The organism is Thermoplasmataceae archaeon, from assembly GCA_038729425.1.
Taxonomy (GTDB): domain Archaea; phylum Thermoplasmatota; class Thermoplasmata; order Thermoplasmatales; family Thermoplasmataceae; genus B-DKE.
The window spans coordinates 118315-136155 of sequence record JAVYSB010000001.1 but is presented as its reverse complement, the minus strand read 5'-3'; the positions used below and the strand labels follow the sequence as shown (position 1 = coordinate 136155).

General features: G+C 44.1%; 15 protein-coding genes and 2 tRNA genes. 8 read left to right on the top strand and 9 right to left on the bottom strand.

Features of this window, described 5'->3' with window-relative positions; all coding sequences use genetic code 11:
- Positions 1 to 273 precede the first annotated feature (273 nt).
- The 3 genes from QW597_00630 to QW597_00620 all read left to right on the top strand — a co-directional run bounded on the left by QW597_00630 (position 274) and on the right by QW597_00620 (position 2698).
- Positions 274 to 1005, top strand: coding sequence for a winged helix-turn-helix domain-containing protein (locus QW597_00630; GenBank protein ID MEM0155097.1), 732 nt, complete (start codon positions 274 to 276; stop codon positions 1003 to 1005).
- A gap of 62 nt (positions 1006 to 1067) precedes the next feature.
- Complete coding sequence (locus QW597_00625) at positions 1068 to 1541, top strand: hypothetical protein (GenBank protein ID MEM0155096.1); 474 nt, start codon at positions 1068 to 1070, stop codon at positions 1539 to 1541.
- Between the two features lie 338 nt (positions 1542 to 1879).
- Positions 1880 to 2698: a universal stress protein gene (locus QW597_00620; protein ID MEM0155095.1), complete on the top strand. Its 819-nt coding sequence runs from the start codon at positions 1880 to 1882 to the stop codon at positions 2696 to 2698.
- On the opposite strand, the gene QW597_00615 is transcribed toward QW597_00620, so the two are convergent.
- From QW597_00615 to QW597_00600, 4 genes are all read right to left on the bottom strand, one after another.
- Positions 2684 to 3328 (bottom strand): potassium-transporting ATPase subunit C, encoded by a 645-nt coding sequence (locus tag QW597_00615; GenBank protein MEM0155094.1) that lies wholly within the window; start codon positions 3326 to 3328, stop codon positions 2684 to 2686. The two genes, QW597_00620 and QW597_00615, sit on opposite strands and share 15 nt — an antisense overlap.
- Positions 3325 to 5316, bottom strand: a complete 1992-nt coding sequence (gene kdpB, locus QW597_00610) for a potassium-transporting ATPase subunit KdpB (protein MEM0155093.1) — start codon at positions 5314 to 5316, stop codon at positions 3325 to 3327. The genes QW597_00615 and kdpB overlap by 4 nt, the downstream gene beginning before the upstream one ends.
- On the bottom strand, positions 5313 to 7091 hold the full coding sequence (kdpA, locus tag QW597_00605; GenBank protein MEM0155092.1) for a potassium-transporting ATPase subunit KdpA: 1779 nt from the start codon (positions 7089 to 7091) through the stop codon (positions 5313 to 5315). Before kdpA ends, kdpB begins: the two co-directional genes overlap by 4 nt.
- A 179-nt stretch (positions 7092 to 7270) precedes the next feature.
- Positions 7271 to 8809: a tRNA uridine(34) 5-carboxymethylaminomethyl modification radical SAM/GNAT enzyme Elp3 gene (locus QW597_00600; GenBank protein ID MEM0155091.1), complete on the bottom strand. Its 1539-nt coding sequence runs from the start codon at positions 8807 to 8809 to the stop codon at positions 7271 to 7273.
- 102 nt (positions 8810 to 8911) lie between these two features.
- Between QW597_00600 and QW597_00595 the strand changes: the two genes are divergently transcribed.
- Positions 8912 to 9400: an adenosine-specific kinase gene (locus QW597_00595; GenBank protein MEM0155090.1), complete on the top strand. Its 489-nt coding sequence runs from the start codon at positions 8912 to 8914 to the stop codon at positions 9398 to 9400.
- Positions 9400 to 9472: transfer RNA gene (locus tag QW597_00590), tRNA-Arg, on the top strand. Before QW597_00595 ends, QW597_00590 begins: the two co-directional genes overlap by 1 nt.
- A 384-nt stretch (positions 9473 to 9856) precedes the next feature.
- Here QW597_00590 and QW597_00585 read toward each other — a convergent pair.
- Complete coding sequence (locus QW597_00585; protein MEM0155089.1) at positions 9857 to 10372, bottom strand: GNAT family N-acetyltransferase; 516 nt, start codon at positions 10370 to 10372, stop codon at positions 9857 to 9859.
- Entirely contained in the window at positions 10362 to 11705 is a 1344-nt protein-coding gene (locus QW597_00580) for an NADP-dependent malic enzyme (protein MEM0155088.1), read from the bottom strand. The genes QW597_00585 and QW597_00580 overlap by 11 nt, the downstream gene beginning before the upstream one ends.
- Before the next feature lie 89 nt (positions 11706 to 11794).
- Here QW597_00580 and QW597_00575 point away from each other — a divergent pair, with 89 nt between their 5' ends.
- Positions 11795 to 12772 carry a GNAT family N-acetyltransferase gene (locus QW597_00575; protein MEM0155087.1) on the top strand — a complete coding sequence of 326 codons (978 nt, stop codon included), beginning with the start codon at positions 11795 to 11797 and terminating at the stop codon, positions 12770 to 12772.
- Here QW597_00575 and QW597_00570 read toward each other — a convergent pair.
- Positions 12727 to 13671 (bottom strand): dolichol kinase, encoded by a 945-nt coding sequence (locus QW597_00570; GenBank protein ID MEM0155086.1) that lies wholly within the window; start codon positions 13669 to 13671, stop codon positions 12727 to 12729. The two genes, QW597_00575 and QW597_00570, sit on opposite strands and share 46 nt — an antisense overlap.
- Before the next feature lie 122 nt (positions 13672 to 13793).
- Entirely contained in the window at positions 13794 to 14621 is an 828-nt protein-coding gene (locus tag QW597_00565) for an aldose 1-epimerase (GenBank protein MEM0155085.1), read from the bottom strand.
- 127 nt (positions 14622 to 14748) lie between these two features.
- Between QW597_00565 and QW597_00560 the strand changes: the two genes are divergently transcribed.
- On the top strand, positions 14749 to 15543 hold the full coding sequence (locus tag QW597_00560) for an ArsA-related P-loop ATPase (protein MEM0155084.1): 795 nt from the start codon (positions 14749 to 14751) through the stop codon (positions 15541 to 15543).
- A 13-nt stretch (positions 15544 to 15556) separates the two neighbouring features.
- Here the strand turns inward: QW597_00560 and QW597_00555 are convergent.
- Positions 15557 to 15629, bottom strand: a tRNA-Gly gene (locus QW597_00555).
- A 369-nt stretch (positions 15630 to 15998) separates the two neighbouring features.
- Here QW597_00555 and QW597_00550 point away from each other — a divergent pair.
- Positions 15999 to 17816, top strand: coding sequence for a radical SAM protein (locus tag QW597_00550; protein ID MEM0155083.1), 1818 nt, complete (start codon positions 15999 to 16001; stop codon positions 17814 to 17816).
- Positions 17817 to 17841: the final 25 nt, after the last annotated feature.

Here is a 17841-nt window from a genome sequence, read left to right as displayed (position 1 = left end):
GCACAGTGAAACGGATCAATGGCCAACATTATTCTCTCATATAGTTATGCGGAACAATCAATAGTTAGCTTTTATCTTTATCTTCAAAATATCAGGAACCCTTGAAAATCAGGGTGGGTGAACGAACGAAGAGCGAGGCGCTGGTATCATCGCAAACCTGTTCAAGATTTTAGGTTTCCAGTTACCAATTGAATGGGTACACAAAATTTATGTACAAAGTAATTCATATATCAGCAACACTAAGTGATTCTATATTCAGTGTTGGTGATGCTCTTGGAAGATGTTGTCAATAGGAAGTCCGGCGTGTTGATTGATCGATTTTCTGCTGAGTCAACCGGAAGTGAACGCTGGATGTATATCGTGGCACCTACCATAAGGGGAAAATCTGGGATGTTACACAGGTTCGATTTTATTTATTCAAATGTGGATGGTGATGGGCACATAATCACGTGTCTCATAATCCCATTGAAAGCCAAAGATACTCTCTCGGCAATAACTTTCTTCAACGCTCATTCAGAGGACATAGCTGCATATAGAAAATTTATCTTCTTTGAGACAAAACCGACACCTGAAGAAAAACTGCTGACAACTTCTCTGGGTATTGAATTATTCGAGGTCAAACCGGGATATACCAGTACAATCAGTGCTTCTTTGATTAAGCCAAAAGATGCACAGAAACCGGTAATCCCGATCAGCACCGCAAGCACTGCTGTATCATCAAAATATGCGTTTCGAAACAAGAAAAAATACCGAGACAGAACCGGTCTAATGTATGAAGTTCTCACATCGGTATCTGCCAATCATGGTAGCAGTTTGTCATCAATCATATTCAGATGCAACCTTAACTACAATTCAGCAAAATCAATCATCTCTGACCTCATAAAAAGAGAATTTCTTGTAACCACAAGAGACGACGGTGAAAAAGAAACATACCATGTTTCAGAACATGGATGGAGTTTCCTCGAGCACATGAGATTCTACAATGCGTCAAAGGCAGAGCATTGACACCAATCATCATTTGTCACAACAGGCATATATAAATAATACACTCATATTAATTCAGCAGGATGAGCCTTATCTTCCTAGTACCCATTGTTTTACTCATTTCCACTGTGGTAGTATACATCTTGCTGGGGCCTTCTCTGAGGACTTATCTAGAGAAAACCGAAGAAAAAACAGACCGGATACAGAAGCTTTCCACATTGATCATAGCATATGACATAGTTACTTTTTTCTCAAATAGTGAATCCAGCAAGGTTGTAGAAGGACTGCTCAAAATGGCCAGGGAAGACGATAAAACCCTGTACGGGTTTCTCGACAATACCATGCTGAGTGCCCGGGACGAGATAAATAGGTTGCATGACAAGCTGAAAATGAGAGATGAACAGACATCAAATCAATCAAAAATCAGGATGTCCGCGGTGTTCATCAGGACAATTACAATCATTGCGATAATTAAAAAGATCGCTGCGGCCAAGGCAAGCATCAATTTAATCGCCTTTTTCTCAGGAAATTTGTGTTTCAAGGCTAGTGAGCAATAGTTATACTCATAAAATTTTTACCAAAGATATACTTCCCAATTTAAAAATATTGCAAGCATAGTGTTATCCAATATTTCTTCACAGAAATTTGTCCAACTTTGCAGCGAGACATTTCATTAAAAACGTGAGGTGAAAGTCTGGTTTGTGCCAAATGTAGGAGGCAAGATAACGGAGAAGAAAACCACGGCATGGTATCGACTTACATGGACATAGTTATGCCATATTCGCGAACTAGCCTTTTTTCAATGGGTCCACGTTCATTCTGCTGTATAAAATCTACCAGACTGAGAGCCCTGCATAAAGGAAACCCTTAAATTTAAAGTCTGGTTAACTATTTCATGGTTGAAGCTCCCCAACCCTATTCTCTTAGATTGCAGAAGATTCTGGTTCCCATGGGCAAGGGGTACAGATCAAGGAGGGTTCTTGATATAGCATTCGATCTTTCAAGGGCATACGACTCCGAGATTACAGCCTTCACCGTGAAGGAAACAACTCAAGAGGTAACGTGGAGCGATAAGGTGTCCTTAGTGACGGAAGCGTTCAAGGAAGGGAAGGACGCCAAAATAAAGGTCGTACCGAGAATACGCATGGCTAATTCTGTGCGTGAAGGAATTGTGATAGAAAGCGGGGCTCATGGGTATGACATTCTGCTGATAGCAACATGGAAACGTTCTGCCCTCTCTGCCTCCCTTTTCGGAGGCATTGGGGACTACGTGCTTAAAAACTCAGGTTCCACCACGGCTGCTCTCAGCGTCAAGAATGCATCGTATCCCTACAGGAAAATCCTCGTTCCAATTTCTGAAGATATTAATACTAGAACGGCGGTCGCCTTCTCTCTTTATCTGAAGAAAGCCCTTAACGCCTCTCTCTATTTTGTGGACATGCGGAAATACGACAAAACCCACACGCATGGATACAGGCTGCTTTTTGAGAACATGGATCGGTTTGTCAGCAGTTACGGTCCGGAGATAAACTTCACCAAGTCTGGAATGACAACATCATTTAAGGATGAGATTCTATTTTATTCCAGACAGATAAATCCTGATCTCATTGTGCTCGGCATACGCACGAGACCAGATGGCGGCGTACGGATAAATGCAGCCATCAAGTCGGTGATAAAGGGAACTGAGCAGGACGTACTTCTAGTCAAGAAATGACTGTGTTATATAACCCTTCTCCATCAGGAGATCGATTATATCAAAATTCAGAACAACTGTGTTCACATACGGCGCTCCCAATATGGGGAAATTATAACTTATGTCGGAGGCAGTTATATTCACAATGTAATTATAAGTGAAATTATCCGTAAGTGAGCCGTTAGTAAATGCAGAGATATTCTGGGATATCCTGCTCACCTGATCTATGGCACCCTGCAATGGTATATTTGGGTCCAGCCCAGACCCAGAATATGTTATCATCGAAGTGGGTATCTGAGAGGCACTGGTCAGATTATTCTCCCTTTCGAATTGCACAAGGTATGCCTTGGTCTGATTGACAAGATTTTTATTGTCTATGGCGTAGGATGGCCCTCCTGATTGCGAAAGATTATAATCAATGGCCGAAGGTCTAGCCTGGAAAAATATTGATGAATTGAAGGCCTCTGCCAGAAGATAGGAACCGTAAATTTTTCCGTCAATGGTGACGGGGGATCCTGTCGCAGAATGAGGATCGATCTCCTGCGTAATAATTGCTGTTATGGTCGGGAAAGCAAAGCCGAGGATGAACATAGCCATTATGGCAAGTGCGGTTGTTTTAAGTGCCATCTTCGTAAGATGGTCGATTTTCACCAAACCACCCCCATTAGTGTAAGCAATACATATATTGCTTTTATCGCCAGGAAAGGAAGGATAACCCCACCAATACCGTATATCAGAATATTTCTCCTAAACAACTCGGTTATACTTGACGGTCGGTACTTCACGCCTCTAATTGCCATGGGAACCAGGATGGGAATAATTATGGTGTTGAATATTAGGGCTGATGTTATTGCAAGAAGTGGATTACTCAGGCCCAGTATGTTGAGCAGGCCAAGTTCAGGTATTAGCGAAAACATTGCTGGAATGACAACAAAGTACTTTGAGACATCATTTGCTATGCTGAAAGTGGTCAAGGCGCCCCTGGTTATGAGTATCTGCTTCCCTATGAAAATCACATCCATGAGTTTGGTAGGATCGGAATCAAGGTCAATCATGTTCGCCGCATCCTTTGCGGGAGTTGTACCCTTGTTCATTGCCATTCCAACATCCGCTTTGGCAAGGGCGGGTGCATCATTGGTGCCGTCCCCCACCATGGCTACCATTCTCTGTTTCTCCTTTTCGGAAATGACCACATTGTATTTATCTTCTGGAGTACTGTTCGCAACGTAATTATCGATCCCGCTCAGGTTGGTGAAATAAGATGCTGTCACTTCATCATCACCTGTGCACATTATTGTATGGATATTCATTTTCTTCAGCAGTTCCAGTCTCTGCTTTATGCCAGGTTTCAGCGTATCATTCAGTTCTATGACTCCAATGAATTTTCCATCCTTCACCACAGGAAGGGCTGTACCACCTCTGAGGGATATTTCCTTACAGAGTGCAATTGTAAACGTGTCATTCAGGTTATAGTTCTTAAGCAGGGTTGATAGCGCACCTTTGTAGACATAAGTATCCTCTGCCTTTATGCCGCTGAACCTGGTCTCTGCCGAAAATGGTAGAAATTTGAAGCCATCAAGATCGGCTTCCGTCACATTTACGCCCTTTTCCTTAGCAAGATTTACGATCGAGATTCCTTCCATTGTCTTGTCCTGAAGAGAAGCCATGGCACAATAACGGATGAATTCATTCTCATCTATGCCGCTGTTCGGATAAAACTTTATTGCCTCCCTGTCTCCCATTGTAACGGTACCCGTTTTGTCTAGTATTATTGTATCAACATCCCCTGCATTCTCAACTGCTCTTCCAGACTTTGATATGACATTGAATTTTGATATCTTGTTGACAGCAGCAATGCCCACCGCTGGCATCAGTCCCCCTATAGTTGTTGGAATGAGAGCAATGAGTAGGACAATGAGCGTGTCTATGTTTATGTTTATGCCGAGGTATCTTGATAAGGCAAAAATGGAAGCGGTGATCATGAGAAATATCAGTGTAAGTCCAGATAGAAGGGTAGAAAGTGCTATTTCATTGGGAGTCTTTTCCCTGACTGCTGTCTCCACAATCTGTATCATGCGATCAATATATGTTTCCCCTGGGTTTGCAGTGATCCTTACAGTTATTTTGTCTGTCATCAGCTTTGTGGAACCCGTAACACTGTCTCCTTCAAGCTTGCGGACGGCTCTGGATTCTCCGGTAATGTTCGATTCATTCACATACCCGCTCCCAGAAATTATCTCGCCGTCACCCGGTATAATTTCTCCTGCGTCAACAACGACTGTGTCTCCTGTCCTGAGATCGTCGGAAGTCACCGTCTCAAATGTAGCACCGGATACTTTCCTTGCTGTTGTCTCAGTTTTCATTCTTTTCAGTGAATCGGTTATGGATCTGCTTTGCTCCTCTGATACTGTTGTGCTGATATTAGAAAAAAGGAGCGTGAGGAAAAGGAGAACTGTCACAGCGATGTAGAAATCAACATAGTTTCCGGTTGTCTGTATGTCAAATTCAGTAGGAAAGATGATAACAAAGATAGAGACTATGAATGCAATTTCAGTGACGAACATAACGGGGTTCTTTGCCTGAAAATCGGGCCTGAATTTTTCCATCGATCCCGTCACAATTTTCCACCAGGAATTCATCGGATCACCGCCATTATGTATCCTGCGAAATCTCTAGCCCAGGAAAGAATAGGTCCTAGGGCAAGAACCGGAAAGAACGACAGCAGGCCCACAAGGATCATTACACCAAGCAGCATAACGCCGAAATAAAAGGAGCCAGTGTCAATAGTCCTCCCGCTTTCCGCCCTTGGTTTCTTGTTTGAGAAAAGGTCGGCTATCTTGAGCTGGAAACCCATAATAAGATACCTTCCAAGAAGCATTACCACGCCCTCAAGGACATTGAAATATGTCTGGTTCTCCGTAAAACCACCTATTGCTGATCCATTGTTTGAGGCAGCGGAGGCAAATTCGTACAGAAGCTCTGTGATAGCATCCGGTCTCGGATTTACGAACGAGGCCATGATGCTCGGAATCATCAGTGTTAATCCTACGGGTATGATAATTATCAGAGGATGTGTGATCAGGGAAAGGGTAGAATACTTTATTTCCTTAGCACCGATCTTTATGCTCATCAGTTCTGGCAGCTTTCCAACTATTAGCGAAGCTATAAAGACCGTGAAAATTACTGATGTGAAGATATTGAGAACGCCGGTCCCCACGCCACCAATCGGATCATTGACCAGGAGATTTACCAAGTTACCAAGCAAACCAGCGGGAGTATACCCAAGCAGAAGCGCATTCGCAGCCCCGGTTGAGGTTACGGTAGATCCAATGCTGAATATGGAAGAAGCAGCGACACCAATTGCAGTCTCCTTTCCAAGCATGTTTCCGCCGTATATGGTGCCCAGATCTGTCAGGGCCGGAATCCCCGTGATCTCGCCATAGTATGTGAGGAACGCCGTGATCATGAAGAATACAACCAAGACGGATACAAGCATAACCATGAATTTCCGGTAGTTGAACACCTTTCCGAAGGACATTATGGATCCGAGGGGAATAACAAAAAATGCGGTGAACTCAACGATGTTTGTGAACCAGTTTGGGTTTTCGAATGGAAAAGCAGCATTAGCACCATAGAACCCACCTCCATTGGTTCCGATGTTCTTGATTGCCTCCCAAGTGGCTACCGATCCAAGTGGCACCTTCGATGTCACAGACGAGAAGACGGCCTGCACATTTACATAAGAAAGAGTAGTTTCAGGAACTCCACTGAGTATTAATATTAGTGTAACAAGGAGCGTAAGTGGAAGAATGAGGTAAAAAATTGAGACTAAGAAATCGTGATAGAAATTTCCAATAGTACCTTTATCGGTGATTATTCCTCTGATGAAAGCCATTGAGGCTGCGAATCCTGTTCCTGCGGAAAGGAACATCAAGCCGGTTATCACAAATGTCTGGCTCACGTACGACAGATCGAATGGGTTGGAGTAATTCTGGAGGTTTGTATTAGTGAGAAAACTAATTACGGTGTTTAATGTGAGGCTCGGGGTCATGTGGTTGTTCGCATAGGCATATGGCAGAAAATGTTGAAAATAGATAAAGAAAAAGGCAATAATGCCGGCGATGGCATTAAAAAACAGGAGGGTGGAAAAATATTCCCTGAATCTCATCTGCCTCTCTGACCCTTCCCCCAGGGCTCTCTCGAAGATTCTCACAATTCTACCTGATATTGGGGTGAGCCAGTTTTTTTCATCTTTATACAGTTTGGCAATGAAACCTGAGATAATATAGCCAAAAATCAGGATTATTGCAAGATATATCAGGATTATTATTACACCTGAAGCAACGTAGTTGGTCTGCCAGAATGAGTTGACAAACGAGGACAGGGACGATATTCCTGAAGGGACATAATTCAAAGTTTCTCAGCTCCAACTATCGTATACACTAAATAAACTGCAGTTAACAGCAACAGAATCCCCAGAACTATGTAAACTGCAAGCATGGCAGTATGCAAATGCAATGGCATATAAAAGTATTGGTACGGGTCATCGCTTATCAAGGATACCGGCAGGTCTGGGATGAATCAGAAACGGGTTCAGATGACTTTTCCCATATAAGGTCCAACTCTTTCGTATCCCAGTTTCCTGAAATACTCTCTGACTCCTATGCCGCTTATGACCAGCATTCTGTCCGTATCATTCTCCTTGCTCAGGGTTTCTGCTTCTGTAATGAGTTCTGAACCAATTCCCTTATGCTGCCAGCTCATCTCTTCATGCTTGCCAACGGGCACAACGTTTCCGAAAACCTTTATCTCCCGCACTATTGAGGAGTTATACATTTCTTTTCTGTGAGCGTTTTTAGAAGGTATCCGGAGTCTCACAAAACCGATTATCCTGTCCTGATCATCGACGAATGAAATAAAATATTCAATGCCGGATGCCGCTTCATACCTGTACGTTGAAAGGTGCATGTTCCCGGAAAATGTCTCTCCCGCAATCTCTCGTCCACGTATTTCCTTGCTCCTCACACCCCTCTTTTGCAGATCTTCCGAAATGAGATTCCTTATGTCACTTCTTTTTACCCCTGCTTCGATGAACTTCACCGGTATATCCCTCTGCATTCTCTGCACCCTTATCCATGGCGGCATCCTCTCCATCATGTATGAAATCAGATCAACGGCAGAGCCGGTGTCAAGCGGATTGTACTTCCCTGATTTCCAGAGGCGGTAAAGAGAGGTACCCTTTGTTACGAGGGTTGGATATATTTTAAGCATATCCGGACGGAATGCGGGGTCCTCAACCATAGTATCAAAACTCTTCCTATCATCCTCCGGGGTTGATCCATACATTCCCGGCATTATATGGTAAACAATTTTCAATCCTGCATCCCGGGATAATTGGGTTGATCTCCGCACATCATTAAGATCATGCCCCCGCAAGTTTATTTTCAGTATTCTGTCAGAGAGGTTCTGTACACCCAGTTCGACCTTTGTTGTCCCATACTCCAGTGCAGTGTCAATTTCCCGCTCGAAGAACCAGTCCGGCTTGGTCTCTACCGTCAGTCCAATGCATCTCTTTTGTGCAGTCTCATTTAGCAGTATAGATTCTTCAATGGAGTTTCCGATTGAACCATTCATGGCATCAAAGCAGCCCTTTACAAAATCTCTCTGGTAGCTAGTATCTCTTGCTGTGAAAGTACCGCCCATGATTATAAGGTCGATTTTACTGGTGTCATGCCCTATGAGATCGAGCTGCTTGATTCTGCTGAACACTTGCCTGTAAGGATCATAATTGTTGTTTCGTCCGCGGAGTGCAGCGGGTTCATGCCCCGTGTACGACTGTGGGGAGTTATTCTCAACACCCCCAGGACAGTAAAGGCACTTTCCGTGAGGACAGCTTTCCGGGGAAGTCATTGCGGCAACGACAGCAACGCCAGAAATTGTCCTGGTATTCTTTATTCTCAGGAGTTCTCTCTGTGATTTGGAAAAGTCTCCCGAATTCAGGATTTCCACATCGCTTGGGATGAAATCGAGGGAGAGTTCCTTGGCCAGTCTGATTTTCATGTCCTGCAACTCCTCCTTTGATGTCACTTCCCCATTTCGAATTTTCTCACCTATAAGCTGATAAAAATCCATCGCAACTCTATTGTGAGCGGAATTTAATGTTTTTCTGACGGAAATACATCAAAAGATGTATTTCCCCCATGATTTATAATTCTAGCTGCAATGTAACTTCATATGACAACTGAAGTGTTCTCGGTGAAACTTGAATACCCTGAAGGAATGAACGTTATTCTCGGCTATTCTCACTTTATCAAAACAGTAGAGGACATTTATGAAATATTGACGACATCGGTTCCCGGAGCTATTTTCGGAATGGCATTTTCGGAAGCTTCCGGAGACAGGCTTATCAGATACGAGGGGACGGATGAAGGACTGACAAGGATTGCCGTTGAAAACCTGATGCGAATAAAATCCGGACACACGTTCATGATCATACTGAAGAATCTTTATCCCATTAACGTACTCAATGCAATAAAGCAGTGCCAGGAAGTTGGGAGCATTTTCGTGGCAACCGCAAATCCTGTGGAAGTTGTCCTGGCCAAGGGAGAGAACGGGAACGGCATACTTGGGGTTATTGATGGGTATTCACCTCTGGGTGTTGAGGATGAGGATAATAGAAATACAAGGAGAAAATTCCTCAGAACAATCAATTACAAAAAATAGGGCCCGTAGTGTAGCGGATTATCACATAGGCCTCCGGAGCCTGTGACCCGGGTTCGAATCCCGGCGGGCCCGTTTAGTCGCCCTCCCCAGGAATGTCATAAATTGGTACCTAGAAGAAATCGAAATTATTGAAGAGGTCAAGATCAATGCTTGATCTGTCTGGTTCGATGTCGTTTTAAGCAGCCATTTCTACCATCAGTCTCAGAATATTCGCTTGGTGTTGATCTATCCAAATGGTTCCATGACGTGTTCTCTTCTCAGTAATGATGATGTGGTTTTCGTTCTGGCATGTAGCTCAACGGAAAGATAATCATAAAAATTTAATCGTACTTGGCCAAAAACTGTTTATAAAGTCCCTATTTACAATCGACATGAGAAAAATAAAACGCATAGTAAGGAAGGAACTATTTTTCCAGTCCTTGCGTGAACCCAGTAAAAGGGAGATATGAGAAGTGACTAAGACACTCCCTTTCCTTCAGATTCTTCCTCTTCTTTAGTTATCTGTTTCCCGTAAATGCTCACCATATCCCTGAAATCGTTCTTCTTGTAGAAGGACAGTGCGATGAGGTTAAGGGAGGGGAACTCTGCAGATACAAGCGTAATTCCACGCTTCTCCAGCATAGAGTTCAGCTCATCCATGAGCATGTGCCCAATTTTCTTTCTTCTGTATTCAGGCATCACATAGAATTCCACAATTCTTGCCTCCGCTTTTGGATCATAACACACTCTATCCAGTATGTCGACTTTTATTAGTCCCACGACGCGTTTTTTGCACTCAGCAACCAGCGCTATGTATTTATCCGGCTCCTTTAAGGCGTTGGAGAGATATCTCTCAATACCAGTCTTTGCGTCCTCGCTTACAACAAATGAAGAATCAAATTCTTCATTGAGTTTTTTCTGTCTTCTTACCAGTTCAATGGCAGTCTCGATGTCTTCTGGTTTCATCTTCCTGATTTTCGTGTTATCTCCCATTCTTCTCATCTCCAAAATAGTTCTTTATCAAGCCTTCTTTCATCATTCTTGAATATATATCTCTGTTACTTTCAATTATTTCGGTAGCAGTCTTCAGGAAACCCTCCTTTGAATTGTGTTTCCTTGCCAGTCCCATTTCGACAGTTTTGGAAGCTACCGCTGCAGCCACCCTCGGGTAGAGTTCCCACTCATTCATAGTAGGGACGATTTTCTCCACTGAAGGATTCTCAACAAAATTGGCGATTTCGTAGGACGCCTCAACCATTATCTGGAAATTGACGCCCTTCGCTCCCGCATCCAGAACTCCCCTGAACACACCCGGGAATACAAGGCTGTTATTTATCTGGTTAGGGAAGTCACCCCTTCCAGTTGCAACAATTTTAGCGCCTGCTTCCGCAGCGACATGTGGCCATATTTCTGGAACGGGATTCGCGAGAGCAAATACAATTGAATTGCTGTTCATTGACTTCACCCATTCCCTTTTGATTGTCTCCGGCCCAGGCCTAGAAGCAGATATCACAACATCGATGCCCTTGAATGCATTTTCGATCGGTCCCTTCCTCCGTTCTAAGTTGGTGCTCATCGCCAGTTGATATTTCCAGGGATTGTTGATCATAAGGGAATCTATATCACTTCTTTCCGGTTCAAGGATGCCATGCGAATCTGCCATTATTATGTTACCTGGCTTGAAACCTGCGGCAATCAACAGATGAGCAGCAGCAATGTTTGCCGCCCCTGATCCCATGAGCAGGACGGTTGAATCCTCAATTTTCTTTCCGGAAACCCTCAGTGCGTTTATCAGTCCCGCGAGGGTTATGGATGCAGTGCCAAGTTGGTCGTCGTGCCAGACAGGAATATTAAGGTCTTTCTGCAATTTTTCTAGAATGAAGAAACACTTGGGGGACTCTATGTCTTCCAAGTTGTACCCGCCGAACGATGGTTCCAGTGCCCTGGCAACAGCCATGAACTCATCCTGGCTCGATACACGTATTGGTATGGGGATGGCGTTGACACCGCCAAGATAATTAAATATCAGGGCCTTGCCCTCCATTACAGGCATCGCAGCTTCGGGGCCCACCTTGCCAAGTCCGAGCACTCTCGTGCCATCTGTCAATATTGCTACGCTGTTCCAGCGTCCTGTCAGATCAAAGGACTGTTCTGGATTCGCAGCTATTTTGAGAGAGACAGCAGCAACCCCAGGCGTATACCAAATGGAGAAGTCACTGAGGTTTCTGACCGGAACTTTTGACATTGTGTTTATCTTTCCTTTGTAGAGCCCGGAATAGCGAATTGCCGCCTCGTTGAACATCCGGGTTCTTTCCTCATCATCCATCTATATCTTTTCATAATCGCGCATACGGTTAAATACATCTCCTCTTACAAGTGAGGTTACAGTTTTATTTCAAAAAGAGATGACAGCATATGGAGATAAAGAATGCAAAAATGGACTGGAATCTTATTCTGAAAGGTTACCTTGAATTTCTCGAGGAAAAATATCCTGGGTTACCAATTAGGGAGTCCATGGAACTTCTAATTGAGAAACTTACCCAGAATAAGATCAGATCCCGGGTAATAGTGTCTGGGAAGGAAGTGGCAGCGTATGCATACATAGTAGAATCTGAGGAATTGAAAGATCGCAATTATGCTTCCATAGGGTTCCTGCATCCTGATATGTACAATGAAAAGCGAGTGGAAAACTTGCTGAACTGGATCATTTCGGAGTCCAAAAATGATAAGAAAATTCCCATGATAAATGAGATATTCAACGCTCCCGAGTCCTGGGAGGCCATTGCAGAGGAACATGGCTTCAGGAAATTTGCCAGAACCAGAATGACAATAGATCTTCACGATCTGTCATTTCCTATCTCTGAAATCCCATCCGGAATGAGGATTTCGCCATTCACCGACCTCACCGCTGCACAATACGCTGAACTTGCATACCGTGCCTACAGTGGAACAGAAGACTCGATCCTTTACACACCGACATTAGAACAGAGTCTAGCTATGTCAAAGTCACTTTTCAGCGAGGAATATGGCAGTATAATCAAGGAAGCGTCCTATGCAGTCTGGAGTAAAGATACGCTGTCCGGCTGCATAGTATTTACAAACGGAGAGGGCCCAAGGGCAATTGAGAGCGTTCCTTTGCTGGCAGACATTGATCTACTGCCACATCTACGCGGCAAAGGAGTCGGAAGGGTTATTCTCACCAGGGCTCTTTCGGAAATGTCCAGAATCGGGTATCTCAGGGCAGACCTATGGGTTTCGGAGAACAATCCAGCCAGGAATCTGTACGCTTCCCTAGGATTTACCGACAGACATCAACCGCGTGAGGTATTCTTTTATATCCCTCCTGATCAGACGAGCGGTGACAGAGCCGCAAGCACAAGCGGGATCATGTAGTTGTCATCGAAGGGATACCTTGCCGCGCTTTCAACAATAGACCCAATAGCTGCAAAGGCTACCCCCCAATATCCAAGGATAATAAATCCGAATATTGCCGCCGGCAAAAAATCAGCAAGAAGTCCTGCGATAGACTTTCTCTTATTGTACGGAAGTTTTGGGGATTTGATGTTTGAGCCGATTATGGTGGCCAGTGAGTCGCCAATCATCAAAATGAAAAGGATAAGAGCCAAAACTTTTACGTTCCCAACAATTCCAACTGCCAGCAGCAAGCCAGCAGCTAACCACATTGCGCCTATTCCTAGCGGCGTGCTTGGTCTTTCTAGGGAATTCAGGAAATTCCCGAGGTATGTGGTGCCGTCGTTGGAGAAATAGTTACCAAGAAGGTATAACAGCAAAGCCGAGAACGTGAAGATCCACGACGAGTCGTGGAACTTGAATGAAAGCAGGATGAAAAGAGCAATTACGCCGATGCCTATCTGCACGTAGTCTCTGTTAACCTCCTTCTCCTTTGACTTTCCCCTTGAGACATCGTTATTATGCGAGTGGTCTCGGAGGCGTCGGTCCTCCATCATAACCAGAATAACACTTAGGGACACTGCAACATCTATGGCTGAAGAGCTGTAGGTTTTTCCCCCGACCCAGAAAAAATAGAAAATAATGGCAAAATCCGCGAAGAATGGAAGGTAGAATTGCATAGAGTAGAGTGCGGTCGTTGATATGAGGGAAAGAACAAATACTGGGAATACGAGTATAGTGGGAAAGAAGTAATACAAGAGAATCAGAAGAGGTATAGAAATTGCATATTTTTTCCAGAACAGTTTGAACCTGTAAGCTAGCGAACCTGCTATCGAAGCTGCTGTAATTGAAATAAGAATGATATTTGTTAGGCCAATCAAACAAGCACTTACAGCAACTGCTAAATAAAAAAGTATCGTATATCAATAATCATTAATTCTGGCTATACCGAAGAGCCAATTGGAGGCGGGTTTCCCCATCAACGCTGCTGGGCCCAGTTTTACTAAGTAACTAGCTTTACTTTGAAGCCGCATTGGAATTCCTTGCCGGCATCAAGCGTTACCAGGCCTATCCGGTTGTTGAATGCATCTGGGGCTCCGGTCATGGGTTCTAAGGCTACGGAAGTGTTCTTGGAATATTTTCCGTTATAGATAACTAGATATTCCATGTTTCTCCTCTCTATCTCAAGAGAGTGATCACCAGCGTTCAATGTCACTTTCCCACCTCCAAAAAACGTATTGTCAAAATTGGAAGACTGCAGATCTCCCGCCCCGTTGAAATCTGTCTTTTCCATTTCTCCGCTTGGGAAATAGGAGTCCTTGTACTGCAATTTATAAAGATCATTTTCGTGGGAAAGGCTCCACTTATTCCTGAAAAGGAAGTATGGATGAAACCCGATCACCAGTGGACAACTTGATTCACCGACATTGGTAACGTTGCAGGTGACATCAAAAAAATCAGTCTCGATTTCATACTTGTTCTTTATTACAATTCTTGAAGGATAACACGGGCTCACGAGATCGTATTTCAGTTCCGTTATATTCGGCGCCTGTCTGGTTTCGGAATCATATGACCATTTCTCCTGTTTCACTAGGCCATGAATACTGTTCATTCCGTCGTTCCTGGGAAGGATGTAGGGCCTGTCGTTCCAGACATATACTGCGTTCCTTACCCTGTTTGCGTATGGCGCAAGGACTGCACATCCTCCATGTGTATCCCTCCCGTCAGGGGAAACCATAAGAATTTGCCTTCCTGACAATTGAAAAGAATCAATGTACGCACCCAATCGATCCACTCTTGCAAGACTGGTTCCCTGTTTCAAGGTTGGCATGAACCATTATCGGTCCAAGCTATTTATCTTATCAAGATTCCAATGCAGGTTTACGTTCCTGTGTTATTTTAATCCTGTGGCACACCTCTGCAGTCAAGGGTTTTAACTTCTGGCGTAATAATGGTAAGTGATCCTTTCATTCATTGGAAAGGGAGGTGTTGGAAAAACATCCATAGCCTCTGCGTTTGCACTAGAACTTGCATCACTGGGCAGGGCAATCATCGTGTCAACTGATTTCATGCCATCTCTGCGTTACATATTCAACCAAAGCGATAAGCTGGAATACGTGGAGCTTTCTGAGAAAGAAGTATCCTCGAAATGGATCGCCAGGTACGGTGATGAGGTCCTGTCAATTGTTTCGGAGTTCATGGATACGGACAGAAGCATCCTTGAGCACATAGCCAGTGCCCCAGGAGTTGCGGAGGAATTCATGATTTCCAACGTTGTAGATATTGACGAATCCGGTAATTACGATTTCGTGATATGGGATACCCCAGCTTCATCGTCTACAATGCATCTCTTAAATCTTGAAAAGGACTTTTACAACCATATTGGCCGCGACATCCAGTTTTACCTGAAGTTAAAGCAGAGGTTGGGAGGGAAAAAAGCAATTGAAACGCTCATTAAATGGAGAGAATTGGCAGACCATGTGTGGAAAAGGCTTGAGAGAACACACTTCATTATGGTGACTACAATGGATGATTTAAGCCTGATTCAGTCTGATGAAATAAGGGGTGATTTCAAGAAAATGGGGCTGCCGATCGACATTATGATATGCAACAGGGTCAGGGATCAGTGTACCAGAAATTCTGGTTGTTCTGCATTGATCAGCGAATATAGCGGGAACGGGAGGGAAATCGTTGAATCAATACGTAAAAACGCTGGTCATGAAATAAGATCCATATTAAGAGGGCTCACGTGAAAAAAAGAAAACATGCGGGTGCCGGGATTTGGACCCGAGGCACGAGCTTGGCAAGCTCGCGTGTTACCAGGCTACACCACACCCGCTCGCGCAGTGTATTGATTTGGAGGTATATTATTTTAAGTGTGGTCGCGGAGATCAAAGGTGAATGAGCCATGGTTGTAGCTAAGGATCATAAATTAAGAATAGTTATCACCCTAGATGGAAAGCACATGAATCGTCTGTCAGCCAATACAAATATAACGACGTCTCCTAACGTTACTTTTAGATGAAGCTCTAAAAATTCATAACAAACAATATTATAAGAACGTCCGGATTGCTGATGCTATCTATATATAAACTTCATGATTGTATGTATCGTAGCTAATAGGGTTGATTAGTAATTAGCACAAAAGGAGACAAAACACTTTTAATAACCGTCAAGTTGCTGCATAAAGTGATAGGTGAAATAAAAGATGATCGCTGAAGAGATGAATAAGCATCCCGAAATTCGTTTTGCGAGTGATTTCGAGATCAGCAGAAACGCGCCATTCAAGACGGTTGATGAATTTGTTCAGCGTCTCGGGCATCTCGTTACATCTGATATGCTTGTTCTAAGGGTAACTGAAAGTCTGTGCCCTCTCTGTGCGGACGATGAAAAGTTCGACCAGATGAGGATCCCTGCCATTGTCTATGAGAACGGCGGAGAAGTCAAGCTTATAAAGGAGTGTTCTGAACACGGTGTTACGAAGGAAAAATACTGGGAAGATTATGATATGTATCAGGAGGCCAAGAAATTCCAGGACAAAGGAATAAAGATCCTGAATCCTCATGTTGCATTCCTTGAGGAAAAGATCATCTGCCCGACACACTGTGGGCTTTGCGTCAAACACAAATCTCACACCGGACTCGGCAATGTTGTTGTAACCAACCGCTGCGATCTTTCATGCTGGTATTGCTTCTTCTATGCAAAGGAGAATGAGCCCATTTACGAGCCTTCTCAGGATCAGGTAAGAATGATGCTCAGAAGGATGAGAAACGAGAAACCTGTTGGCGCCAACGCAGTGCAGATCACAGGCGGCGAGCCTACGATCAGGGACGATATAGTTGATATCATAAAGATTGCCAGGGAAGAGGGATACGAACACATTCAGCTCAACACAAACAGCATAAGAGCTGCTTTTGACCCGGACTTCCCAAAGAAGGTCAGGGCTGCTGGATCAAACGTCATTTATACGAGCTTTGATGGCCCGACTCCCAGATCTAACCCGAAGAATTTCTGGGAAATCCCGGCTGCACTTGAAAATTACAGGAAAGCTCCTCTCGGCGTAGTTCTTGTTCCAACGGTAATCGGAGGAATCAACGATGCATACCTTGGAGACATGATCAGATTCGGTCTCGCGAACATAGACGTGGTAAGGTCTGTTAACTTCCAGCCTGTGAGCCTGGTAGGGAGAATGCCGGACAGGATGAGAGAAAAGCAGAGGATAACCATACCTGGCGCAATAAAGAAGATCGAGCAGCAGACTGATGGAATGATCGGGAGGGAAGATTTCTTCACCGTACCCGCAACTACCAAGGTTTCAAACTTCATAGAGGCCCTAAAGGGGCACGAGACATACAAGCTGTCCATACACTTTGCCTGTGGGATGGGAACCTACATCTTCAAAGAGGGAGACAGGGTTACACCGATCACACGGTTCATTGATGTAAAGGGCATGTTTGAATACATGGGGGATCTTGGAGACGAAATCAAGGAATCAAGCTTCAAGAGGTTGAAGAAAACAGAGTCTGTCGCTAAACTGCTCCTCAAGCTGAAGAAGTTCGTTGACTACGAGAAAGCGCCTAAGGATTTCAAGCTGAAGGATATGGTCTACAATGCTTTCACCCAGGGAGATTACCACGGGCTAAAGGCGTTCCATTACAAGTCCATGTTCATAGGTTTCATGCACTTTATGGACCCGTACACCTACGATGTTGACAGGGTCGAGAGGTGCGACATACACTATGCCATGCCTGACGGTAGAGTCGTTCCTTTCTGTGCTTTCAACGTGATACCTGAACTGTACAGAGACGCTACTCAGAGAAAATACTCGATTCCAGCAAAGACATACGAGGAGAGGACCGGCAAGATACTCAAGAAAGACAAGTACTTCAGGGATTACACGAAGGAAGAGAAGAAGAACATAATCGAGTTCTATGAGAAAAGCATAGGAAGGAAACTATCACAGGACGAGATAGGGCTAAACCTTGATGAGCCGATCCCAGTAATATCATCAAACAAGCCCGAGTAATACCCAAAGTTTTTTTATTTTACCA